The organism is Actinomycetospora chiangmaiensis DSM 45062, from assembly GCF_000379625.1.
Lineage (GTDB): Bacteria > Actinomycetota > Actinomycetes > Mycobacteriales > Pseudonocardiaceae > Actinomycetospora > Actinomycetospora chiangmaiensis.
In genome coordinates this window covers 74,438-97,749 of record NZ_KB903229.1, presented here as the reverse complement: position 1 = coordinate 97,749, position 23,312 = coordinate 74,438, and the positions used below count along the sequence as shown (strand labels likewise).

22 protein-coding genes are annotated in these 23,312 nt (G+C 75.2%); 5 read left to right on the top strand and 17 right to left on the bottom strand.

Going from position 1 to position 23,312, the window contains the following annotated elements:
* Window positions 1-62: 62 nt before the first annotated feature.
* A complete protein-coding gene (locus tag A3CO_RS38700; RefSeq protein ID WP_018332837.1) occupies window positions 63-722 on the bottom strand; it encodes a TetR/AcrR family transcriptional regulator in 660 nt (219 codons plus the stop codon).
* A 71-nt stretch (window positions 723-793) separates the two neighbouring features.
* Between A3CO_RS38700 and A3CO_RS0113805 the strand changes: the two genes are divergently transcribed.
* Entirely contained in the window at window positions 794-1,492 is a 699-nt protein-coding gene (locus A3CO_RS0113805; protein ID WP_018332836.1) for a DUF998 domain-containing protein, read from the top strand.
* A gap of 1 nt (window position 1,493) precedes the next feature.
* Here A3CO_RS0113805 and topA read toward each other — a convergent pair whose 3' ends face one another.
* From topA to A3CO_RS0113790, 3 genes are all read right to left on the bottom strand, one after another.
* Window positions 1,494-4,244: a type I DNA topoisomerase gene (topA, locus tag A3CO_RS0113800; protein WP_051085963.1), complete on the bottom strand. Its 2,751-nt coding sequence runs from the start codon at window positions 4,242-4,244 to the stop codon at window positions 1,494-1,496.
* 373 nt (window positions 4,245-4,617) lie between these two features.
* Entirely contained in the window at window positions 4,618-5,442 is an 825-nt protein-coding gene (locus A3CO_RS35845; RefSeq protein ID WP_018332834.1) for a hypothetical protein, read from the bottom strand.
* Window positions 5,443-5,608: 166 nt separating this feature from the next.
* Entirely contained in the window at window positions 5,609-7,912 is a 2,304-nt protein-coding gene (locus tag A3CO_RS0113790) for a sodium-translocating pyrophosphatase (RefSeq protein WP_026204594.1), read from the bottom strand.
* A 220-nt stretch (window positions 7,913-8,132) separates the two neighbouring features.
* Here A3CO_RS0113790 and A3CO_RS0113785 point away from each other — a divergent pair, with 220 nt between their 5' ends.
* Window positions 8,133-10,505, top strand: a complete 2,373-nt coding sequence (locus A3CO_RS0113785) for a DEAD/DEAH box helicase (protein ID WP_018332832.1) — start codon at window positions 8,133-8,135, stop codon at window positions 10,503-10,505.
* Window positions 10,506-10,973: 468 nt separating this feature from the next.
* Here the strand turns inward: A3CO_RS0113785 and A3CO_RS32130 are convergent, their stop codons facing one another.
* The 9 genes from A3CO_RS32130 to A3CO_RS0113740 all read right to left on the bottom strand — a co-directional run bounded on the left by A3CO_RS32130 (window position 10,974) and on the right by A3CO_RS0113740 (window position 17,882).
* A complete protein-coding gene (locus tag A3CO_RS32130) occupies window positions 10,974-11,621 on the bottom strand; it encodes a bifunctional DNA primase/polymerase (RefSeq protein WP_018332831.1) in 648 nt (215 codons plus the stop codon).
* 275 nt (window positions 11,622-11,896) lie between these two features.
* Window positions 11,897-12,250, bottom strand: coding sequence for an Rv3654c family TadE-like protein (locus A3CO_RS0113775; protein ID WP_018332830.1), 354 nt, complete (start codon window positions 12,248-12,250; stop codon window positions 11,897-11,899).
* 20 nt (window positions 12,251-12,270) lie between these two features.
* Window positions 12,271-12,822 carry a TadE family type IV pilus minor pilin gene (locus A3CO_RS39050; RefSeq protein ID WP_018332829.1) on the bottom strand — a complete coding sequence of 184 codons (552 nt, stop codon included), beginning with the start codon at window positions 12,820-12,822 and terminating at the stop codon, window positions 12,271-12,273.
* Window positions 12,823-12,839: 17 nt separating this feature from the next.
* On the bottom strand, window positions 12,840-13,052 hold the full coding sequence (locus A3CO_RS0113765) for a DUF4244 domain-containing protein (protein WP_018332828.1): 213 nt from the start codon (window positions 13,050-13,052) through the stop codon (window positions 12,840-12,842).
* Window positions 13,053-13,094: 42 nt separating this feature from the next.
* Window positions 13,095-13,676 (bottom strand): type II secretion system F family protein, encoded by a 582-nt coding sequence (locus tag A3CO_RS0113760; protein WP_018332827.1) that lies wholly within the window; start codon window positions 13,674-13,676, stop codon window positions 13,095-13,097.
* Window positions 13,673-14,476, bottom strand: a complete 804-nt coding sequence (locus A3CO_RS0113755; RefSeq protein WP_026204590.1) for a type II secretion system F family protein — start codon at window positions 14,474-14,476, stop codon at window positions 13,673-13,675. Before A3CO_RS0113755 ends, A3CO_RS0113760 begins: the two co-directional genes overlap by 4 nt.
* A complete protein-coding gene (locus A3CO_RS0113750) occupies window positions 14,473-15,732 on the bottom strand; it encodes a TadA family conjugal transfer-associated ATPase (RefSeq protein ID WP_033414438.1) in 1,260 nt (419 codons plus the stop codon). The genes A3CO_RS0113755 and A3CO_RS0113750 overlap by 4 nt, the downstream gene beginning before the upstream one ends.
* Before the next feature lie 216 nt (window positions 15,733-15,948).
* Window positions 15,949-17,034, bottom strand: coding sequence for a septum site-determining protein Ssd (ssd, locus tag A3CO_RS0113745; RefSeq protein ID WP_157647550.1), 1,086 nt, complete (start codon window positions 17,032-17,034; stop codon window positions 15,949-15,951).
* 107 nt (window positions 17,035-17,141) lie between these two features.
* Window positions 17,142-17,882 carry a hypothetical protein gene (locus A3CO_RS0113740; RefSeq protein ID WP_018332823.1) on the bottom strand — a complete coding sequence of 247 codons (741 nt, stop codon included), beginning with the start codon at window positions 17,880-17,882 and terminating at the stop codon, window positions 17,142-17,144.
* 123 nt (window positions 17,883-18,005) lie between these two features.
* On the opposite strand from A3CO_RS0113740, the gene A3CO_RS0113735 reads away from it, so the two are divergent.
* From A3CO_RS0113735 to A3CO_RS37530, 3 genes are all read left to right on the top strand, one after another.
* The gene (locus tag A3CO_RS0113735) at window positions 18,006-18,383 is read left to right on the top strand and encodes a peptide chain release factor-like protein (protein WP_018332822.1); all 378 of its coding nucleotides are present in this window, start codon (window positions 18,006-18,008) and stop codon (window positions 18,381-18,383) included.
* A gap of 131 nt (window positions 18,384-18,514) precedes the next feature.
* Complete coding sequence (locus A3CO_RS37535) at window positions 18,515-19,009, top strand: phage holin family protein (protein WP_026204589.1); 495 nt, start codon at window positions 18,515-18,517, stop codon at window positions 19,007-19,009.
* Window positions 19,010-19,059: 50 nt separating this feature from the next.
* A complete protein-coding gene (locus A3CO_RS37530; protein ID WP_018332820.1) occupies window positions 19,060-19,920 on the top strand; it encodes an alpha/beta fold hydrolase in 861 nt (286 codons plus the stop codon).
* Between the two features lie 51 nt (window positions 19,921-19,971).
* Here A3CO_RS37530 and A3CO_RS0113720 read toward each other — a convergent pair whose 3' ends face one another.
* Genes A3CO_RS0113720 through nth form a run of 4 tightly spaced genes read right to left on the bottom strand, consistent with a single transcriptional unit; the run spans window position 19,972 to window position 23,253 of the window.
* Window positions 19,972-21,171, bottom strand: coding sequence for a MarP family serine protease (locus tag A3CO_RS0113720; RefSeq protein ID WP_018332819.1), 1,200 nt, complete (start codon window positions 21,169-21,171; stop codon window positions 19,972-19,974).
* Window positions 21,168-21,863, bottom strand: a complete 696-nt coding sequence (locus tag A3CO_RS0113715) for an NUDIX hydrolase (RefSeq protein ID WP_018332818.1) — start codon at window positions 21,861-21,863, stop codon at window positions 21,168-21,170. Before A3CO_RS0113715 ends, A3CO_RS0113720 begins: the two co-directional genes overlap by 4 nt.
* Window positions 21,860-22,495, bottom strand: a complete 636-nt coding sequence (locus A3CO_RS0113710) for a TlpA family protein disulfide reductase (protein ID WP_018332817.1) — start codon at window positions 22,493-22,495, stop codon at window positions 21,860-21,862. The genes A3CO_RS0113715 and A3CO_RS0113710 overlap by 4 nt, the downstream gene beginning before the upstream one ends.
* A complete protein-coding gene (gene nth / locus A3CO_RS0113705; RefSeq protein WP_018332816.1) occupies window positions 22,492-23,253 on the bottom strand; it encodes an endonuclease III in 762 nt (253 codons plus the stop codon). The genes A3CO_RS0113710 and nth overlap by 4 nt, the downstream gene beginning before the upstream one ends.
* Window positions 23,254-23,312: the final 59 nt, after the last annotated feature.

Genomic DNA, 23,312 nt, shown 5'->3' with positions numbered 1-23,312 from the left:
GATTCGACCGGGTGCCTGGCGCGCCGCGGACGAACGGGCTATCGGAGTCCTTGACCTTCTCGTTACCCGAGGGGCCGGACGACCTCGAACGCGTGCTCGACGAGGGCGTCGAGCCGGGCGTCGTCGGGGGCCGGGGTGTCGGGGTGGAACAGCGCGCGGTCGAGGTCGGCGCCGACGAGGACGAACGCGAGGTCGGCGGCCGTCCGGGGCGGGTCGGGGACGTGGGCCAGACCGCGATCGGCGAGGTCGGCGAGGCCGGCCGCCACGACGCCCACCGTCGCCGCGGGGGCGCGCCGGTGGTACTCCGCAGCGAGGTCGGGGAAGCGACCGGCCTCGGCGATGACGAGGCGGCGGACCGCGAGGACGCGCGGGCCGAGGACCGCCGCCGCCCACCGCCGCATGAGCCCGCGCAGGGCCGGCTCGACCTCCTCGGGGCGTGTCACTCTCGCCAGCTCGCCGGTCAGCTCCGCGCCGAATGTCTCGGCGGTCGCGGTGACGCCCAGGACGACGGCGGCGAAGAGGCGGCGCTTGTCGCCGAACTGGTTGTAGACGGTCTGCTTCGACACCGCGGCGGCCGCGGCGATCCGGTCGGTACCCGTGGCCTGGTAGCCGTCGGCGAGGAAGAGCTCGGTGGCCGCGCGCACGATCGCGGCGCGCGCGGGCTCGTCCCGTCGGCGCCCGGGCGGCGCGGTCCCGTCGACCCGCACGATCAGCTCGTCCACTGGACCGGACGGTACTGCGCTCGGTACCGTTCGGTCCAGTCTCGGTACTGATCAGTCCAGAGGGGCTCGTGATGACCACCTCCCGCCCGACCGGCCCCTCCGGCAGCCCCCTCGTGGGCCGCGGGAACGCCGACCGCCACGCCGCGGTGACGCGCTCGCTGCTCGGCTACGGCCTCGTCGCCGGTCCGCTCTACGTCGTGTCGGCGCTCGTGCAGGGCCTGGTCCGCGACGGGTTCGACCTCGCGCGCGACGACGTCTCGCTGCTCGCGAACGGCCCCTTCGGGTGGGTGCAGATCGCGACGTTCGTCGTCTGCGGGCTCATGACGGCGGCCGCGGGCGTCGGCGTGACGCGCGCGTTGCGGACGCTGCGGGACCGACGTCCCTGGAGCGGGTGGCTCGTCGTCGGCTACGGAATCGGTCTCGCCCTGGCCGGCGTCTTCGTGGCCGACCCGATGAACGGCTTCCCGCCCGGCACCCCGGACGGCCCGCCGGCGGTCGTGTCCGTGGGCGGGATCGGGCACGTCGTGGTCGCCGGGCTCGGTTTCCTGTGCCTCGTCGGGGCGTGCTTCGCCGTCCCCGCAGGACGGCCCTGGTTCGGCCGCGTCGCCGGGGTGCTCTTCCTCGTCGCGTTCGTCGGCGTCTCGAGCGGGAACTCCGCACCCGTCGTCGTGATCGGCTTCTGGATCGCGGTGATCCTCGCCTGGACGTGGCTCGCGCTCACGAGCCTGGACCTGTACCGGCGGACGCCGTTGCTGACGCCCGCCGGGTGACTCAGGTCGTCGGCGACTTCCGGGGGCTCGCCTTCTTGGCGGGGGCCTTCTTCGCGGGCGCCTTCTTGGCCGGGGCCGCCTTGGCGGCCGTCGCCTTCTTCGGGGCCGGCCCCTTCGCGCGCTTCTCGGCGAGGAGCTCCGCGGCCCGCTCGTCGGTCAGCGTCTCGACGCTGTCGCCCTTGCGCAGCGAGGCGTTGTAGCCGGTGCCGTCGGTGACGTAGGGGCCGAAGCGGCCGTCCTTGACGACCATCGGCTCGCCCGACACCGGGTCCTTGCCCAGCTCCTTGAGCGGCGGCTTCGCCGCGGCCCGGCCCCGCTGCTTGGGCTGCGCGAAGATCTTCTGCGCCTCCTCCAGCGTCACCGTGAAGAGTTTGTCCTCGCTGTCGAGCGACCGCGAGTCCTTGTCCTTCTTGATGTAGGGCCCGTAGCGGCCGTTCTGCGCGGTGATCTCGACGCCGGACTCCGGGTCCTTCCCGACGACGCGCGGGAGACTCAGGAGCTTCAGCGCGTCGTCGAGGGTGATCTCGGCGAGCGTCATCGACTTGAACAGCGAGCCGGTGCGCGGCTTCTCCTTCGCGCCCTCGGGCAGCACCTCGGTGACGTAGGGCCCGAAGCGGCCCTCCTTGGCGAGGATCTCGTGGCCCGAATCCGGGTCGGTGCCGAGCGAGCGGCCCTCCTGCGGCGTGGCGAAGAGCTGCTCGGCCAGCGCCAGGTCGAGCTCGTCGGGCGGCAGGTCCTCGGGCAGGTTCGCCCGCTGGGAGCGCTCCTCGCCGTCCTCGGTGATCGTCCGCTCGAGGTAGGGCCCGTAGCGGCCGACCCGCACGACGATGTCGCGGCCCTCGTCGTCGACCACGATCGGCAGCGAGTTGACCTCGCGGGCGTCGATGCCCTCGAGGTTGTCGCCCACCAGCTTCTTCAGGCCGCCGAGCTGCGTCATGGACGCCTCGACACCGTCGCCGGCCGACCCGTTCGTGGCCTCGCCGTCGCCCCCGAAGTAGAAGTGCGAGAGCCAGGTCTGGCGCTGCGCGTTCCCGGAGGCGATCGCGTCGAGCTCGTCCTCGAGGGTGGCGGTGAAGTCGTAGTCGACCAGCCGGCCGAAGTGCTTCTCCATCAGCCCGATGACGGCGAACGCGATCCAGCTGGGGACGAGCGCGCTGCCCTTCTTCCAGACGTAGCCGCGCTCCTGGATGGTGTTGATGATCGACGCGTACGTCGACGGGCGGCCGATGCCGCGCTCCTCCAGGGTCTTGACGAGGCTCGCCTCGGTGTAGCGCGCGGGCGGGCTCGTGGCATGACCCGACGGCTCGAGCCGGTCGGCCGTGAGGCCCTGTCCCTCGGCCAGGCGCGGCAGCCGCGACTCGGCGTCGTCGGCCTGTCCGCCCTCGAGCTCGTCGACGGTCTCGACGTAGGCCCGCAGGAAGCCGGGGAAGGTGATGGTGCGACCCGACGTCGTGAAGGTGCAGGCCTCGCCGGTCGCGGCGGTCGCCTCGATCCGCACCGTCATCGTCGTGCCGCGGGCGTCGCGCATCTGGCTCGCGATGGTCCGCTGCCAGATCAGCTCGTAGAGCCGGAACTCGTCGCCGCCGAGCTCGCCGGCGACCTGACCCGGCGTCCGGAAGGTGTCCCCGGCGGGCCGGATGGCCTCGTGGGCCTCCTGGGCGTTCTTCACCTTGCGCGTGTACTGGCGCGGCTGCTCCGCGACGTTCTCGGCGCCGTACAGGTCGCGCGCCTGGCTGCGCGCGGCGTTGATGGCGGTCTCCGAGAGCGTCGTGGAGTCCGTACGCATGTAGGTGATGTAGCCGTTCTCGTACAGCCGCTGCGCGGTGCGCATCGTCCGCTCGGATGAGAACCGCAGCTTGCGGCCACCCTCCTGCTGGAGCGTGGAGGTCATGAACGGCGCGTAGGGCTTGCGCGTGTACGGCTTGTCCTCGACCGACGCGACCGTGTAGTCGCTCGACCCGAGGGCCTCGGTCAGCCGGCGGGCGGTCGCCTCGTCGAGCCGGTACACGTCGTCGGACTTGAGCTGTCCGCGGGCGTCGAAGTCGCGGCCCGTGGCCACCCGGCGGTCGTCGACCTTGGTCAGCGACGCCCTGAACGTCGAGGTGTTGCCGGTGCCCTCGGCCTTGTTGGTGTTGAGCGTCGCGTCGATGCCCCAGTAGCCGGCGGACACGAACGCCATGCGCTCGCGCTCCCGCTCGACGATGACGCGGGTCGCCACCGACTGCACCCGGCCCGCCGAGAGCTTCGGCATGACCTTCTTCCACAGCACGGGGCTGACCTCGTAGCCGTAGAGCCGGTCGAGGATGCGGCGGGTCTCCTGCGCGTCGACCAGGTCGTGGTCCAGCTCGCGCGGGTTCGCGGCGGCGGCACGGATCGCCGACTCGGTGATCTCGTGGAAGACCATCCGCCGGACCGGGACCTTCGGCTTGAGGGTCTCGAGCAGGTGCCAGGCGATGGCCTCGCCCTCGCGGTCGCCGTCCGTCGCGAGGTAGAGCTCGTCGACCTCCTTGAGGGCGTCCTTGAGCTCGGTGACCGTCGACTTCTTGTCCGGCGTGACGATGTAGAGCGGCTCGAAGGAGTTGTCGACGTCGACGCCGAGGCGCGCCCAGCTCTCGCCCTTGTACTTGGCGGGCACGTCGGCGGCGCCGCGCGGCAGGTCGCGGATGTGGCCGCGGCTGGACTCGACGATGTAGCTCGAGCCGAGGTAGTCGGCGATCTTGCGGGCCTTGGCCGGCGACTCGACGATCACCAGCCGCCGGTTGCCGTCACCGGCCGGCGTCGCCGTGTTGCCGCCGTTCTTGCGGCCGCCACCCTTCGCCGTGCTCCTGCGCGTGCTCGACGCGCGGGCCCGCTGGGCCGGGGCGGTCGTCTCGTCGACCGTCGCCGGGTCCGCCGTCGCGGTCGCGCTCCGTGCCGATCCCGACGCCGATTTCCCAGCCGCTGCCTCTCGCGCTGCCACCAGTCATGCCTCGTCTCGTCGCCTCGTGACGGCCCGCTGTCGGGGCCCTCACTGGTCGCCAGTGTGCCTCACGGCGACCCTCGTGCCATCGAGAACGTCGCCCACGGCGCGGTCGTTCCCGGGTCACCCACCGATTCCCGCTGGTCACGACCCTGAATCGGATCCGTCAGTCCGGCCACACCCCGTCGTGGAGATGCCGTGGCCGGTCCCCGACCAGTTCGGCGAGCCGGCGCTGTCGCGCCCGCCCGACGATCTTGAGGACGGGGTCGTCGATGTCCCCGGCGAGGGAGGCGCCGAGGCCCGCCCGCTGACAGGCCGTGAGCAGGGGCTCGTGGGTCGTCGGTGCCAGCGGGTCCAGACCGAGAGTGTAGGCACGCCCCGCCCACCGCCCGGCGGCTAGGACCCAGAGCCGCAGCCGGGGCCCGTCCAGCTGGAGGGGATCGGGCACGTGCTTGGGCTCGGTGTGCCAGTGCTGCGCGAGCGGCAGCAGGTCGGCCCGGAACGCGCTCCGGACGACCGGCCGGCCGTCGGGCAGCCGGTCCACCTCGGCCGGGACCCCGCGGCCCCGGAAGGCACAGCACAGGGCGTGCGCGCGCCATTCCGTCATCGGGTCCCCGACGACGGGTGGCGCCGGCTCGGGCGCCACCGGGGGCGGCTCCGCCGGGGAGTCGGCGGGTGGCCCGTCGTCGCGCACGGGGAGGTCGTCGTCGTAGACCTCGTCGACGCCCTCGTCCCAGACGCGGGTCGGCGCCTCCGTCGTCGGCTCCGGGCGTGCGTGGTGCTGCTCGACCGGCACCGGCTCGTCGTCGGGAACGTCCTCCTCGCTCTCCTCCGTCCCCGGGGGTTCGGGCGGGGCACCGAGGACGATCGTGAGGCGCGCGGCCGTGCCGCGGCCGAACAGGGACATGCCCCCGCCGGCACAGAGCACGCCCTCGAGGTCGGTGATCGCGCGCGGCAGGGCGTCCGCCGAGTAGAACGACATCTGCCCCACGCGCCCGCACTCTAGAACATGCGTTCGAACCGTGGACGATCACGCGCCGGTCGTGGCGTGTCCGGCGCTCGCCGCCGTCCCCGGCCGGTCGCTGCCGGCCCGTGCCGGTCGCTGGACAGCACGAAGGGCGCCGTCCGGATCGGACGACGCCCCTCGTGGAGTGGGACTACACCGAGGCCGGCGAGGGCGCGTCGGTGTTGGAGTCCGCGATCGCCGTCGAGCGGCGCTTCGAGATGTACACCGCGACCGCGATGCCGATGAGCGCCACGACGGCGATGACGATGCGCACCACCGGGTTGGCGTCCGGACCGACCGAGAGCACGACCACGGCCGGGGCGATGAGCACCGAGACGAGGTTCATGACCTTGATCAGCGGGTTGATCGACGGGCCCGCGGTGTCCTTGAAGGGGTCACCGACGGTGTCGCCGATGATCGTCGCCTCGTGGGCGTCCGACCCCTTGCCACCGTGGTTGCCGTCCTCCACGAGCTTCTTCGCGTTGTCCCAGGCGCCGCCCGAGTTCGCGAGGAAGACCGCCATGAGCGTGCCCGCCGCGATCGCGCCGCCGAGATATCCGGCGAGCGGACCGACGCCGAGGCCGAAGCCGACGGCGATCGGGGCGAGGATCGCGAGCAGACCCGGCGTCGCGAGCTCACGCAGCGCGTCGCGGGTGCAGAGGTCGACCACGCGGCCGTACTCGGGCCGCTCCTCGAACGTCATGATCCCGGGCTTGGTGCGGAACTGGCGCCGCACCTCGTAGACCACCGCACCCGCGGCGCGGGACACGGCGTTCACGGCGAGACCGGAGAACATGAACACGACGGCCGCGCCGAGCACGACACCGACGAGCAGGTTCGGGGCCGTGACGTTGTAGATGTCGCTCACCTGCTGGCCGACCTGCTGGTAGGCCTGCCGGATCGCGTCGTTGTACGAGCCGAACAGCGCCGTGGCGGCGAGGACGGCGGTCGCGATCGCGATGCCCTTGGTGATGGCCTTGGTCGTGTTCCCCACCGCGTCGAGCTCGGTGAGGATGTCGGCGCCGGCCCCCTCGACGTCGCCGGACATCTCCGCGATGCCCTGCGCGTTGTCCGAGACCGGGCCGAAGGTGTCCATGGCGACGATGACGCCGACCGTGGTCAGCAGGCCGGTGCCCGCGAGGGCCACGGCGAACAGCGCCACGATGACCGACCCGGAGAGCAGGAAGGCGCCGTAGACGGCCGCACCGATGACGATCGCGGTGTAGACCGCCGACTCGAAGCCGACCGAGATGCCCGCGAGGATGACGGTGGCCGCGCCGGTGAGCGACGAGGTGCCGACGTCCTTGACCGGCTGGTCCTCGGTGCCGGTGTAGTAGCCGGTCAGCGCGAGGATGATGATCGCGAGGACGATGCCGATCGCGACGGCGATGGCGGCGATGACCGCCGGGTTGCCGGCGGCGGCGAGGTCACCGACGGACTGGGCGTTCACGCCGGGCAGCTGGGTGAAGCTCGAGGGCAGGTACACGAACGCCGCGACGATCGTGAGCACCAGCGAGATGCCCGCCGAGATGTAGAAGCTGCGGTTGATCGCCTTCAGCGCGTTCTCGCCCTCGCGGGTCCGCGTGATGAAGACACCGACGATGGCCGTCAGGACGCCGATCGCCGGAACGATCAGCGGGTAGGTCAGGCCGAGGGTGCCGAACGCGACCGAGCCCAGGATCAGCGCCGCGACCAGGGTCACCGCGTAGGACTCGAAGAGGTCGGCGGCCATGCCCGCGCAGTCACCCACGTTGTCGCCGACGTTGTCGGCGATCGTCGCGGCGTTGCGGGGGTCGTCCTCCGGGATGCCCTGCTCCACCTTGCCGACGAGGTCGGCGCCGACGTCCGCGGCCTTCGTGAAGATGCCGCCGCCGACACGCATGAACATCGCGAGCAGCGCGGCGCCGAGGCCGAAGCCCTCGAGAATGCGCGGGGCGTCCTGCACGAAGATCAGCACGACGACCGACGCGCCGAGCAGGCCCAGCCCGACCGTCGCCATGCCCACCACACCACCGGTGCGGAAGGCGATCCGGGCGCCCTCGTCGCGGCCGCCCGGCCTCGTCGAGGCGGCGGCGACGCGGATGTTCGCCTTGGTCGCGAGGTTCATGCCCAGGCCACCGATGGACATGGAGAACAGCGCACCGACGACGAACGCGATCGAGCGCGCGATCCGCTCGCCCCAGCCGGACGCCGGCAGCGCGAGCAGCACCAGGAAGACGATGACGATGAAGGGGGCGAGGGTGCGGAACTGGCGCCGCAGGAAGGCCTGCGCGCCCTCCTGCACGGCACGGCCGATGTCACGCATGTTCTGCGTGCCCTCGTCGGCGGCGAGTACCTGCTGGCGCAGGACGAAGCCGATGGCGAGAGCGATGAGCGCGATCACCCCCACCACGCTCACCACGGTGTATTCGCTCGTGGAGAACTCGACTCCCTGAGCGAGGACGGACGCTTGCATCCAGCCTCCCGGTTGGAATGGATCGACGGCGACGGGAGACCGGCGGGCGGCGTCCTCGGCGCTGAGTGATCGCCACCACGCGCGGTACGCACGAAGTGGCAGGTGTCGCAGTGTAGGAGGGGTGTCCGACAGCCGTCGGGCCCGGTTCCCGATCAAGCTGTGAGATGCGGCTCTTTCCCGGCTCAGAGCGCTGTCGGGGTCGTGTGCTTTTCTCGACGGCGTGAGCACGGTGGGCGCCCTCGAGCGAGCGGAGGGGATTCCCGACGACGGGCGCGGCACGGCGCTGCTGCGCCGGGTCCTGGCCGGGACGCCGCAGGGCGAGGACCCGCTCACGCACGCCGAGGTGGTCCCGGCGCGGGAGGGCCGGCGCGCGCCGTGGCCGGAGTGGGTTCCCGACGACGTCCGTGCCCGGCTCGCCGCGCGCGGCATCCCGGAGCCGTGGCGGCACCAGGCCGAGGCCGCCGGGCACGCCTGGGCGGGCCGCCACGTGGTGGTGTCCACGGGCACCGCGTCCGGCAAGTCGCTGGCCTATCAGCTGCCGGTGGTCGCGGGCCTGACGGCCGACCCGCGCGCGACCGCGCTGTACCTCTCGCCGACCAAGGCCCTCGGCGCCGACCAGCTGCGGGCGGCGCGGGCGCTCGACCCGGGCGGCGAGGCGGGCCTGCGGGCCTCCTCCTACGACGGGGACACCCCGTACGCCGAGCGGGACGCCATCCGCCGCACCGCACGGTGGATCTTCACGAACCCCGACATGCTCCACCGCGGGGTGCTGCCCCGGCACGGGCGCTGGACGACGTTCCTGCGCCGGCTCCGATTCGTCGTGATCGACGAGGCCCACGCCTACCGCGGGGTGTTCGGGTCCCACGTCGCGCTGCTGCTGCGGCGGCTGCGTCGGGTGTGCGCCCGCTACGGGGCGAAGCCGGTGTTCGTGCTGGCCTCGGCCACCATGTCCGACGCGGCGGCGTCGGCGTCGGCGCTGACCGGGCTCGACGTCGTCGGGGTCACCGAGGACGCCTCGCCCCGCGGCGCCCGGGCGGTCGGGCTGTGGGAGCCGCCGCTGCTCGAGGAGATCACCGGGGAGAACGGCGCGCCAGTGCGGCGCTCGGCGGGTGCCGAGACCGCCCGGATCCTCGCCGACCTCGTGGTGGAGGGCGCCCGGTCGCTCGCGTTCGTCCGCTCGCGGCGTGGCGCGGAGCTGACCGCACTCGGGGCGCGACGGGTGCTCGCGGAGGTCGACCCCGACCTCGCCCGGCGGGTCGCGGCCTACCGCGCCGGGTTCCTGCCCGAGGAGCGGCGCGCGCTCGAGCAGTCGTTGCTGACCGGGGAGCTCCGCGGCGTCGCCACCACGAACGCCCTCGAGCTGGGCATCGACATCGCGGGGCTCGACGCCGTCGTGGTCGCCGGCTTCCCGGGCACGCGGGCATCGTTCTGGCAGCAGGCCGGGCGGGCGGGGCGCTCCGGCGACGACGCGCTCGTGCTGCTGGTCGCCCGCGACGACCCGCTGGACACCTTCCTCGTCCACCACCCCGCCGCCCTGCTGGGCGCGCCCCTGGAGCGGTGCGTGCTCGACCCGACCAACCCCTACGTGCTGGCCCCGCACCTGGCCTGCGCCGCGTCGGAGATGCCGCTGACCGCCGCGGACGTGGCCGAGGTGTTCCCGGGCAGCGGGGACGTCCTGGCCGATCTCGTCGCCGAGGGCCTGCTGCGGCACCGTCGCGGCGGGTGGTTCTGGGCGCTGCCCACGGAGACCCCGCACCACGGCGTCGACATCCGCGGCTCGGGCGGCGAGCAGGTGGTGATCGTCGAGACCGACACCGGCCGCATGTTGGGCACCGTCGACCCCGGGGCCGCGCACTCGACCGTGCACGAGGGCGCGGTGCACCTGCACCAGGGCGTGAGCTACGTGGTCGACTCCCTGGACCTCGAGGAGAACATCGCCCACGTCCACGCCGAGGAACCGGAGTGGACCACCCAGTCGCGGTCGGTCACCGACATCGCCGTGGTGCACACCGAGCAGTGCGAGTCGTACGGGGCCGCGTGCGAGGACGGCCCGGAGCTGCAGGTCTGCCTGGGCACGGTCGAGGTGACCGAACAGGTCGTCGGCTACCTGCGGCGCATGCCGTCGGGGCAGATCGTCGAGCAGGTGCCGCTGGACCTCCCGGAGCGGACCCTCGCGACGCGGGCGGTCTGGTACACGCTCTCCGAGTCGCTGCTCACCGCGATCGGGATCGACCCCGCACGGGTCCCGGGGTCACTGCACGCCGCCGAGCACGCGGCGATCGGGTTGATGCCGCTGGTCGCCACGTGCGACCGCTGGGACATCGGCGGTGTCTCCACCGCCCTGCACCCCGACACCGGCCGCCCGACCGTCTTCGTCCACGACGGCCACCCCGGCGGCGCCGGGTTCGCCGACCGCGGGCACGAGGCGCTGCGCGTGTGGCTCACCGCGACCCGCGACGCGATCGCCGACTGCGAGTGCCCGTCGGGATGCCCGTCGTGCGTGCAGTCCCCCAAGTGCGGCAACGGGAACGACCCGCTCGACAAGGCCGGCGCGATCGCGGTGCTCACGGCCGTGCTCGAGCGCTTGGGCTGAGCCGGCCCGCTCCCGAGCGTGACATGCCCCGGCGCAGGGCGGCGGACCTTGCCTGACGTCACGCTCGCTGGGCGTCAGCGCCGGTCGGCGACGTGGGGTCCGCCGCGGGCCGAGGTCCTCGGGGGACGCTCGGCCCGCGGGGAAGCGGGGTGGGTTCCACCGCGGGCCGGGGTTCGGGGCTCCCGGCCCGCGGGGAGGTCTGCCACGCCGCAGGGCGGGGAGGTCGGACTCGACCCGCCCTGCGGCGCTGTCTCGGGCGGCGGTGGGCACCGGTGCGCGCCTCACGCGGGCGGCCACGTCATCCGGGCCGCCGGGCGGGCGCCGCATCGTGAACCGGTGCCCACCGCCGCGGGTCTGCCGGACCGGGACGTCCCCTCGCGGGCAGCAGCGGGGCAGGGCGCGCTCCGCGGGACGTCGTCGGCGGTCCTGGCCGACCCGAGTCTTCAGTTGTGGTGGTGGTGCGGGTCGCTACGAGCGGATGCCCGTGGCGACCGTCGCCAGACGGTAGGTCGAGCTGCCGCCGAGCCCGCGGTGCGGGCGCTCGCGGACGGCCTCGGCCATCGCGTCCTGGACGCTGTAGGGGTCGGGGAGCCGCCAGCCGGACACGGCCGGGCGGACCCGCCAGTGGATCGATCCCTGCGGGAAGGTCGACGGCGGTGCGGCGAGGTAGCTGCCACGGCCGTGCAGCGTCATCCCCGGGCGACCCGCGAGGTCGGGCCGCAGCGGCTCACCCGGGAGGACCGGGAAGAGCCACTCGCCGGTCGGCGTCGCGGCGATCGGCACCGGCACCCCGACGGCCCGCAGCGCTGCGGCGGCCCGTCGCCCGATGCTGGCCGGCACCTCGATGACGTCGAAGGTGAGCCCGGTGGGCAGCAGGATCGAGTACGGCAGACCTGACCACCACTCGGCGATCTGCGCCGTGTCGATCGTCGCCTTCGCCGCCCAGTCGTCGAGCACCGGCACCGGACCGACCTGCGGGGCGTCGGCGCGCCCCGTCCAGACCTCGCCCTGCGGGAAGGTCCCCGGGACCACCGCCCAGCCGTGGTCGGCGAGCACCATCGCCTCGGCGCGGAGCTCGGTGCCGTAGACGGCGCGGTAGCTGTCCCACCACTGCATGCGGGTCCTCCCGGTACTGGTCCACCCCGTGCGGTGTTCCTGCACCAGTAACGGCCGGTTCCCACCTGATTTCCACCCGTCGTCGCCCATCGGACCCGACGGAACGCCGAGCGCCCGTCCTGGCACCGTCGAGCGGGCGAACGCGCATTCGGTGGACGGTCGTCGCACCACTCGTCCCGGCTGCACCATCCGTGTCGCCGCTCGACGGGAGCACCGGCCCGCTCGTCCGAGGAGGACACGGTTCGATGACGATCGGTCACCGAGCCTCCGGCGATTCAACCCATGACGTTCACCACAGGACCTGCCCGAGCGCGGACCGTGGCGGTGCCTCCCACCGGTAGACATCCGCAGGTCGAGGCCACGACGACCTGCAGATTCCAGCCCTGCCACTCGCACGACCGGAGTTCCCCGCCGTTGCTCGCGGCGAGACTCCGGGCCCGGTCGCACCCGGCCCGCTGCCCGCGCACGCCCTCGGCCGCACCGGCGAGCGCGGCGAGATCGGCCGCCACCGCCGCCCGGTGCCGGGTGGCGACGACCGCACCCAGGACGAGCACCGTCGCGAGTAACAGCACGAGCGCCGCGACCATGGCCGCGGCCACGACCGTCGCCGCTCCGCGGTCGTCGGACACCACGGTCCTCCCCGCGCCCGTCACGGCGGCAGCTCCTGCGGGACCGCGGCCGGGGGTGCAGGCCGACGTGCTGTGTCCGCCGGGTCACCGGCGGGCGATCCGCCCACAGCGCCTCCGTCCGACGCAGCACCGGCCGGTGCCGCACCGTGGAGCGCACTCCCGTCCGTCGCACTCCCGTCCGGCGCACGCCCGTCCACGGCACCCCTGTCCGCCGCGCCCTCGTCCGTCGCCGCACCGTCGGGCGCGCCCGTCGGCCCCGCCACGGACGGCTCCCGGGCGGCGACCGCCTCCGCGGTCACGTGCAGGCCCCGCAGCGCCCCGCCCAGCGGGGGCACGGCCACCCGGACCCGCACCGTGTCGCCCTCGACCGTCACGGTGACCTCGGTACCGGCCGGGAGGCCGACGGCGAGATCGCGTGCCGCGACGGCGTCGTCGCGCGCCGCCCGCCGGGCACCGTCGCCCGCCGCGTCGACGCACCGGATGCGGGCCACCACCGCACCGAGCCCGGCGAGCACCACCGCGAACACGAGGACGAGGGCGCCCAGCGCGATGGCGGCCTCGACGGTGGCCATGCCGCGGTCGTCATCGATCAGCCGGTGGCCGGGGCCAGGGCCCGCTCGATGAGTCCGGTCAGGGCGTCGAGCACCCCCGCGCCGTTGACGATCACGATCAACAGGCCGGCGAAGGCCGCCGCGGCCACCAGACCGACGGCGTACTCGACGGTCGACATGCCGTCGTCGGAGCGCAGCAGCGCCGTGAGCCGGGCCGCCAGCAGGGCGACGACGGTCGTGGGGTTCTCCATCACGTTCTCCTTCCGTCCCGGGCCCCGGGTGGGCGCCGGTCGTCATGTCCGCTCCAGCAGCGGACTCGCCAGCCCGATGACGACCGGGGCGATCCCCAGCGCCAGGAAGGCCGGCAGGAAACACAGCCCGAGCGGGCCGGCGACCAGCACGCCCGCGCGCTCGGCCCGGGCGGCGACCGCCTCGGCGGCCTCCGCCCGCACGTCGGCCGCGACCGTGGCCGCGACGTCCGCGACCGCTGCCCCGCTGCGTGCGGAGCGACGCGCCGCCCGGGCGAGCCGCGTGGTCGAGGGCTCGTCGAGCGCGGGGCCCCAGGCCGCGACGGGGTCTGCGCCGAGGGCGACGAGGTCGGCGACCCGGGTCAGCGCCGTCGCCGTCGCCACCGGGGCGGATTCCGCGACCGCGCGGACCGCGAGACCGAGCGGGAGACCTGCACGCAGGCAGGCCGCGAGTTCGTCCCATCCGCCGGCCTCCCGCCACGGGTCGGGCCGGTCCGGGCGTCGGCGCGTGCGAGGCGTGTTCGGCTCCCGGTCGAGAGTGGCGAGGCGGCGGGCGGCCTCGACCGGGCCCGGCGCGGTGAGCAGGGACGCCGCGAGGAGCAGCACCGCGAGCACCAGGGCGCTCACCGGACGACCCGTGCCGTCAGGTGCGCACTCCACTCCAGCCCCGCCGCCACGAGGACGGCCCCGACGACGAGCAGCCCCTGCCCGAGCCCGGACCCCGTCAGCACCGCCCACGGCCGGGCGCCGAGCAGCTGCCCGAGGAGCAGGCCGACGACGGGCAGAGCGGCGAGCACCGTCGCCGTCGTGCGGGGGCCGGCGAGCTGCGCGCCGAGCCGTCCCTCGAAGCGGGCGCGCGCCCGGAGGTCCTCCGCGACCGCCGCTGCGAGCCCGGCGAGTCCGATGCCGTGCCGGTCGGCGAGCGACCAGGCGTCGGCGAGGCGGCGCACGTGGACATCGACGAGGGGTTCGACGGCGGCGAGCTCGCGCAGGGCCGTCGGGACGTCACCCCCGAGCCGGGCGGTCGCCTCGACGAGCGCCAGCGTTCGGCCGCACGTCTCGTGGGCGTCCCGCGCGGCGGCCCCGGCCGCGGCCGCCGGCGGGTGCCCGGCCCGCAGCTCCGCCGCGAACCCCGCGAGTCCCTCGGCGAGCCCGGCGACGGCCTCACGCCGGGACCGGTCCCGACGACGGCCGCGGCGGGCCCGCCACAGCACGCCTCCCACCACCACGGCCGCGACACCGCCTCCGGGCCCGGCGAGCAGCACCGCGACGCCGACCCCGACGAGTGCCGCCACGACCAGCGGCGGACGCCACCCGACCGCGCGCACCGGCGCGGCCTCGGTCAGGGCGCGCACCCGGACCGGGGCGGGGGACCCGGGCCACGCCAGCAGCGCGGCGGCTCCCAGCAGCAGGGCGGGCGTGCTCACGCCGGCACCGCCCGCAGCGTCGCGACCCCGGCGTGAAGACGCGGCGACGGGTCGGAGCCGCCCGCACCCCGCGACGGGACGCTCGTCCACGGCGCGTTGACGCCCCGCTCCGCGAGCATCGCCCCGAGGTCGGCCCGCCCCACCGACCAGCCGTCCTCCCGCCCCCACGCCGGGACCACGGTGACGGCGTCGCCCTCCGTGCGGCGCAGCACGCCCACCGCCTCGAGGACCCGGCGCCCGTCGGCCACCCGCCGCACGTGCAGCACGGCCTGCACCGCGGCCGCCATCTGACTGCGCAGCGTCGCGGGCGTCATCCCGCCGAGCGCGGCGAGCGCCTCGAGCCGGGCCGGGACCTCCCGTGGGGAGTTGGCGTGGACCGTGCCGGCCCCGCCGTCGTGCCCCGTGTTCAGCGCGGCGAGCAGCTCGCAGACCTCGGCGCCGCGGACCTCGCCGACCACGAGCCGGTCCGGGCGCATCCGCAGCGCCTGCCGGACGAGGTCGCGCAGCAGCACCGTGCCCGCGCCCTCCACGTTGGCCGGCCGCGCGACGAGCCGCACCACGTGCGGGTGCGCCGGCCGCAGCTCCTCGGCGTCCTCGACCACGACGATGCGTTCCGACGCGGGCACCCGGGCCAGGAGCGCGGAGAGCACCGTCGTCTTCCCGGAGCCGGTTCCGCCGACGACGAGGAACGCCAGCCGCGCAGCCACGACCGCCTCCAGCAGCGCCCGCCCCGTCGCGTCGACCGTGCCCCCGGCCTGCAGGGCGTCGAGATCGTGCCGTGCGGGGCGCAGCACCCGCAGGGACACGCACGTCCCGTCCGCCGCGACCGGCGGCAGCACCGCGTGCAGGCGCACCCCGCTCCCGGGCAGCCGCGCGTCGACGTAGGGGCTGGCGTCGTCGAGGCGCCGACCCGCCGCGGCGGCGAGCCGCTGCGCGAGACGCCGGACCGCGTCCTCGCCGTCGAACGACACCGCGGCCCGTTCCAGCCCGGCGCCGCGGTCGACCCAGACCGCGTCGGGCGCCGTGACCAGCACGTCGGACACCGCCGGGTCGCGCAGCAGCGGCTCCAGCGGACCCGCCCCGACGAACTCCCGCTGCAGGGTCCGCACCGCCGCGAGGACCTCGGCGTCCCCCACCACCCCGCGGGCCTCGGCCCGCACCGCGGCCGCGAGCTCCGCCACCCCCGCCTCGCCACCCGCCGTCGCGAGCCGGGTCCGCACCCGTTCCACCAGGTCCGGCACCGCACCGTCCGACATCCCCCGCACCTCCCCCACCCCGAGAAACCGACCAGCCGTGATCGACACCGACGACGCTGCCGGAGCACCGCCCCGCGCCGCGAACACCGACCGCGCGCCTGTGGACAACCGGCCCCCCGACTGCCGGTGGGGACAACTCGCTGCTCCGTACGCCACGGATCGCGCGCACGACGACGACCCGGCTCCCCCGAGGAGAGCCGGGTCGCCCACGCGCGGTCAGGCCGCCAGCGCCGGCCCTCCGGCCGCGTCCAGGGCGTCCAGCACCGCACCCGCCGCGTCGGCCAGCGGTCCGCGCCGCACCCCGGGCACCGTCCCGTGGTCCAGGGCGGCCGCGAGCCCCGGCTCGGCGTCCACCGCGGCGAGGACCTCGAGCCCCAGGGCGCTCGCCACGTCCTCGCCCGCCAGCCCACCGGGGGCCGGTCCGCGCACGACGACGCAGGGCGTCGCGCCGTGCTCGGCGACCTGCCGGGCGACCCGCGAGGCCGCGGCCGTCGCCCGCACCTCCGCCGGCACCACGAGCACCGTCAGGTCGGCCACCGCGAGGACCGCGACCGCCGCGTCGGTGAGGTGGCGGGGCAGGTCGCACACGACGGTGTCCCCCGCACGCCGCCCGGCCTCGACCACGGCCACCGCGGCGTCGGGGGCCGGTCCGGGCCCGTGCCGGTCGCAGGCGAGCACCGTCAACGGCCCGCCCGCCCGCGGCAGCGCCTCGTGCAGCGACGACGCCGCGACCCGTCCCCCGCCGAGCGCCAGCCCGGGCCACCGCAGGCCGTCGACCTGCTCCGCCCCGACCACGAGGTCGAGGCCGCCGCCGAGCGGGTCGCAGTCGACCAGCAGCACGCGGGCGCCGCCGTCCCGGGCCCGCACCGCGACGGCGGCCGCGAGCACCGATGCGCCCGCACCACCGCGGCCGCCGATGACGCACACGACCCGCCCCGGCCCGCCGTCGGGAAGGCCTCCCGCCGCGTCCGAGAGCGACGTGACCAGCCAGTCCTCGCCCTCCGGCAGCGAGACGACGTGCTCCGCGCCGACCGCGACGGCGCGCTCCCACACCGTGCCCGGCGGTTCCCCACGGCAGAGCACCACCACCCCGTCGCGCCGGCCCGGCCGCGCCGCCGCGGCGCCGACCGCGGCCGCGCCGCCCTCGTCCAACAGCACCATCGCCGCGCCCGACCAGCGGCGGCGCAGCGCCACCGCGTCGGGCACCCGTTCCAGTTCGACCCCCGCCGCTGCGGCGACGCGGACCGCCTCGTCGGCCAGGTCCTCGTCGTCGCACAGCAGGATCACTCGTCGTCCGTCCACGTCCCGCAGGGTGCGACGATCTGCCCGACGACGGGTGCGGGAGCGCCCGCGCTGGGGACAACCCCCGTCCGCGGTGCCGGTGGGGACGGGGCGGGCGGCTGAACGGTCTAGCCGGCCGCGTCCGCGATGCCCGTCGCCTCCTTGGCGCCGGTGCGCCAGGCGGTCACCTCGTGGGCGAACCAGCGGGCGAGGCCGTCGCCCGTCCCGGTGGCGAAGGCCGCCGCGGCGGCCGTGTACTCGGCCTGCGCGCGCAGGTGGCCGACCTCCGGGACGACGAGGCCCTTGGGGTCGAGCCCGGTGGAGATCGCGGTGAGGCGGGCCGCGGCCCGGGCGACGATCCCGTTCCCGACGGTGAAGGGCGCCAGCGCCAGCAGCTCCCCGTGCACCACGCCGACGAGGACCGGCCCGGGCACGGACGTGCCGCCGGCGACGAGGCCCGCGAGGCCGTCGAGACGCGCCCCGACCTCCGGGCCCACGCGGGGACGCCCGAGCTCGGACTCCGGCACCCGGTCGGTCGCGGCGAGCACGTGCAGCTTCGCGAGGGCCTGCAGCGGCGCGCGGCGCCACGTCGGGAGCAGGCCGCCGAGCGCCTCGGCGACCCGCAGCGCGCCGGCGAGGACCGGGTCGGTCACGGGGCCGTCCTCGGGGAGGTCGGCGGACCCGCCGTCGAGTGCCGCGGACGCCCGGGCCGCCCGCACGGTCGCCTCGGCGGCGGTGGTCGGCCAGCCGCGGCGGTTGGTGCGGTGGGCGTGCACGGCCTCGACGTGCCGGCGGATCGACTCGGCGCCCTCGGCAACGCCGGGGAGGTCGAGCAGCGGCGCGAGCGGGTCGGTGGTCGCGGCGGTCATGGCTCTCATCGTCCCAGGTGGCGCCCGGTCGTCGATGTGGCGTTGCTGCCACTGGATGACAGCAACGACGCTTTCCTGCCACGGGGGCGATTGACGGGTCGACAGAATGAGCACACTGGAGGCATGGACAGCATCGGACTGCTGCCCGAGCGTGCCCTGACCTGGCGGTTCTCCCGGTCCTCGGGGCCCGGCGGGCAGGGCGTGAACACCACCGACTCCCGCGTGGAGCTCCTGGTCGACCTCGCGGAGCTCCCCGACGCCGACCGCCTCGTCGAGCGGCTGGGCCCCGTGCTGCACGTCACGGCGTCCGAACACCGGTCGCAGCTGCGCAACCGCGAGGCCGCCCTGGAGCGCGCGGTCGAGCGGATCGACCAGGCCCGGCGACCCGACCCGCCGTCGCGCCGGGCCCGCCGCCCCAGCCGGGGCGCGAAGCTCCGCCGCCTGGAGGACAAGCGCCGGCGCAGCGACCGCAAGGCGTTGCGGCGCGCCCCGTCCGAGTAACCGGCGTCAACTGCAGGACTGGACCTCGTGATGATCGGGAAGACACGGGCCGTGCTGTCGTGTCACCGATCGCGTCCGCCGTGGTCGTGGCACGATGTGCCCCCGCTCGACCCGACCCGCCAGGAGGGCCCGTGACCTCGCCGTCGTCCCCCGGAGGCCCACCCGTGGTGCCCTCCATCCCGCTCCACGCCGAAGCCGCACGCCAGAACGGCGACGCGTCCGTCGGCGCGCTGGTGAAGGAGGTGACCACGCACGTCTCCACGCTGGTGCGTGCGGAGGTCGAACTCGCCAAGCAGGAGATCACCGGCGAGGTGAAGAAGGGCGTCCAGGGCAGCATCTTCTTCGTGCTGGCCGGCGTCGTCGCCCTCTTCAGCCTCTGGTTCTTCTTCTTCGCCGTCGCCGAGGCCTTCAACCTGCTCTTCCCCACGCAGCGGTGGGCGGGCTTCGCGATCACCTTCGTGCTGATGCTGATCATCGCGGGTGTCGCGGGCTTCCTCGGCTACCTCAAGGTCCGCAAGATCAAGGCCCCGGAGCGGACGATCGAGACCGCCAAGGAGTCCGTCGAGGTCCTGCGCCGCGGCCGCTCCGACGCTCCCGCCGCGACGCCCATCTCCCCGCGGACCTGAGCCGACCCGAGGACCCCGCCGCTCTCGCCGGGCCGTGGCGGCACCGCAGTGTGTCCGCCAACGGCATCCGGCTGCACGTCGCCGAGTGCGGCCCGGCCACGGGCGATCCGGTGCTGCTGCTGCACGGGTTCCCGGAGTTCTGGTGGTCCTGGCGCCACCAGCTGACCGCGCTCGGCGCGGCCGGGTACCGCGCGGTGGCCGTCGACCTGCGGGGCTACTGCGGGTCGGACCGGCCCCCGCGCGGCTACGACCTGTGGACGCTCGCCGGCGACGTCGCCGGCCTGGTCCCCGCCCTGGGGGCGCGCCGCGCCGCCGTCGTGGGGGCCGGCTGGGGCGGTGCCGTCGCCTGGACCCTCGCGACGCTGCACCCGCGTGTCGTCTCGCGCCTCGCCGTCGTGGCCACCCCGCACCCGCTGGCCCTGCGCCGCGCCGTGCGCCGCGCTCCATGGCGCTGGGCGCGTCCGCTGCGCGACGTCGCCTTCTTCCAGCTCCCGCGCCTCCCCGAGCGGTCCCTGCGCCGCGACGGCGCCGCCGCGGCCGGGGCCTTCCTGACGGCGGGTGCGGGCGCGGGCTGGCCCGCGAGCCCCGAGTTCGCCGGGGTCGCCGCCACGCACGCCGCGGCCCTGCTCACGCCGCGCACGTCGCACTGCTCGCTGGAGTACTTCCGGTGGGCCGTGCGCTCCCAGGGTCGGCCGGACGGATCACGGTTCGCGGCGGCCCTCGGCCGGGGCGTCGAGGTCCCGGTGCTGCACCTGCGCGGGGAGTTCGACCCCTGGGTGCCGGAGGCGGTGGTGCGGGACTCGGCCCGCTGGGCGCCCGCCCACGAGGTGGTCACCGTGCCCGGCGCCGGCCACTTCCCGCACCAGGAGGCGCCCCGGCACGTCTGCGAGGTGCTGCTCCGCAGCCTGTGAGTACTTGTCCGTGCCAGGGCACGGGAAAGTACTCACAGGCGCGCAGCGCACCTACGAGGCGCAGCTACCCGTCGACACCCGCGAGGTCGAGGACGGGGCGGCGTCGAGCGCGGCGCGCACCTGGTCGGACGTGAGCACGAAGCCCGTGTCGCCCTGGTCCACCGCGGCGCCGAACACCACGCCGATGACCTGGCCCTGCGGGTTGATCAGCGGTCCGCCGGAGTTCCCGGACTTCACCGTGCCGCGGATCGTGTAGACGTCACGGGTGACGGTCTGCGAGTCGTAGATGTCGGGGCCCCGCAGCTGGATCCGCTGGCGGATCTTCGCCGGGCTCGACGAGAACGGCCCGTCGAGCGGGTAGCCGAGGGCCACGGCGTTGTCGCCGGTCTCGGCGCCCGAGTACTGGATGGGCAGCGAGCGCGCCTCGAGGCCCGGTACGGCGAGCACGGCGACGTCGACCTCGGGGTCGTAGTAGACGACCCGGGCGGCCTCGGTGTCGGCCCCGCCGCCGGAGCGCGGCACCTCCACCGACACCTCGTTGGTGCCGGCGACGACGTGGGCGTTGGTCATGACGCGCTCGCTGCCGATGACGAAGCCGGTGCCCTCCAGGGCCCGCGAGCACGACGGCGCCCGCCCCCGGATCTTCAGCACGCTCGCCCGGGCGCGCTGCACCACCGGGTCGCGCACCAGACCCTCGTCGGGGGCCGACACCTCGGCGACACCGGGGGTCGGGGAGAACGGCGAGAGCACGTCGGGGAACCCGGACGCGTCGAACATCGCCCGCAGCTCGTTCGGCAGCGACCGCAGCGTGGAGGGCATCACCGAGTCGACGGTGGAGAGCACCGCCGAGTTCTTCAGGGCCGACGACAGCGCCACGTTCGACGACGAGGCCAGCGGCAGCGCGATCAGCCAGGCGACGACGAGCGCGGTGAGGGCCTGCAGCACGGCGCCGAACGTGGAGTCGACCGTGCGGACGGAGTTGAGGCGCATCCGGTCGCGGACCGCACGCCCGAGGTACACCCCGAGCGTCTCGCCGAGGGCGACCAGCGCGATGACGATGAGCACGCTCACGACGACCCGGCTGGTGTCGCCCGTGAACAGCCCGACGATCAGCGGCGCGAGCTTCAGGCCGAGCAGGGCGCCGCCGATGACGCCGAGGAAGGACAGGGCGGCCACCGCGAGGCCGTGGCGCCAACCGGAGATCGCCGCGGCGATCGCGAGCAGCACGACGACGATGTCGACCCAGCTCATCGGATCGCTTCTCCCTCGTGCCGGCGGGCCCACGCCTCGCCGAGATCGCGTACGTCGCTGCGCTCCCACGGGACGGTCCACCCCGCGAGGTCGAGCACCCAGGAGAGCACGCCGGCCGTGAACCCCCACACGAGCAGGCCCCGCACCGTGAAAGCTGGACCCTGGTATCCACCCGGCGAGGTCACCGTGAAGCGGTGCGCCGGGTCGGTGAGTTCCGCGAGCGGGACGCGCACCACGGCGGCGGTCTCGGCGGGGTCGACCACCCCGATCGGCCCGGGCGCCGCCCAGTAGGTGATCACCGGGGTCACCGCGAAACCCGAGACCGGGATGGTCAACGGCGGGAGCGTGGTCAGCGGGACGATCCCGGCGGGGTCGGCGCCGATCTCCTCCTCGGTCTCGCGCAGGCCCGCCGTCACGAGCCCGTCGAGCCCGGTCCCGTCGGCCGGTTCCAGCCCGCCGCCGGGGAACGCCGCCTGCCCCGCGTGCGAGCGCATGTCCGCGGCGCGCTCGGTGAGCACGATGTCGGGGCCCGCCGCGTCGTCGTCGCCGAAGAGCAGCACCACGGCGGCCTCGCGCCCGTGGTCGCCCGGCCGCCGCCGGAACGGCACGTCGTCGGGCGTCGTGCGGCCGCACGCCGCCACGAGGCCCGCCAGCCAGTCCGGGGCCGCCTGCGGGCGCAGCAGCCCGCTCACGCGGCCGCTCCCGCGACGGCGGCGCGCACCTGCTCCGGGGTGGCGAAGACCTGCGCCGGCAGCGGCACGACGGTGCCGTCGGCGCGGACGACCACGCTCGCGGGGAGCACCGGGGCCGCGCCGAGACGGCGGCCGACGACCTGGTCGGGGTCGGAGACCGAGGGATACCGCGCGCCGAGGGCCGACATCAGGGCCAGGGCGTCCGTGGGCGTGTCCGCCACGTCGACCCCGAGCACCGCCGCGGCGCCCGGCTGGGCGGCGTAGGCGGCGATCGCCGGGATCTCCTCGCGGCACGGGCCGCACCACGACGCCCAGAGGTTCACGAGCGTCACCCGGCCCGGCAGCGCCGCCGCCAGGTCGACCTGGCCCGGGGCCCCGAGACAGTCCAGCGTCAGTCCCGCCAGCGGGGCTCCGGCCCGGCCCGACGACGGGGTGGGGCACTCCGCGAGCCCCGCCCGCGTGCGCGCGTCGGTGAGCGCCTGCGGGTCGGCAGTACCGACCGCAGCCGTGCTGCTCGCCGGCGCCGACCCGGCGTCGGGACCGGAGGCGGAGTCGCGCGGCCAGAGGGCGATGACGCCGACGACCACGAGGATGAGGACGAGCAGGGTCGATCCGACCTCGGTGCGCGTCACCGCTCGAGACCGACGAGGGCGAGGAGGTGGTCGGCCTCCGGCCCCTTGACGAGCTTGGCCGCCTTCGCCGGGTCGGTCTCCCCGATCCCCGCCGACGGGCAGTCCTTCGCGATCGAGCAGGCCCCGCAGGCGGGCTTCTTCGCGTGGCAGACGCGGCGCCCGTGGAAGATCACGCGGTGGGACAGCATCGTCCAGTCCTTGCGCTCGACGAGTTCCCCCACCTCCTTCTCGACCTGCACCGGGTCCTCCGACGCCGTCCACGCCCACCGGCGGGAGAGCCGGCCGAAGTGCGTGTCGACGGTGATGCCCGGGACGCCGAACGCGTTCCCCAGGACGACGTTCGCGGTCTTGCGGCCGACCCCCGGCAGCGTCACGAGGTCCTCGAGCCGCCCCGGGACCTCCCCGCCGTAGGTCTCGACCAGGGCCTGCCCGAGCGTGATGACCGAGTTGGTCTTGGCCCGGTAGAAGCCGGTGGGACGGAGGATCTCCTCCATCTCCGTGCGGTCGGCCCCCGCGTACGCGGCGGCGTCGGGGTACCGCGCGAAGAGCGCCGGGGTGACCCGGTTGACCGTGACGTCGGTGGTCTGCGCCGAGAGCACCGTGGCCACGAGCAGCTCGAGCGGGGAGGTGAAGTCGAGCTCGCAGTGCGCGTCGACGTGGGCGGCCGCGAGCGCGCGGTGCATCCGGCGGGCCCGCCGCACGAGCCCCAGGTGCGTCTCGCCCGGCTTCGTCGCAGCAGGCGTCACACCCGAGGTCATTCGACCAGGGTAGAGAAGACCTCCGACACCGTGACGGCCCGGGAGCACCCCGCGACACG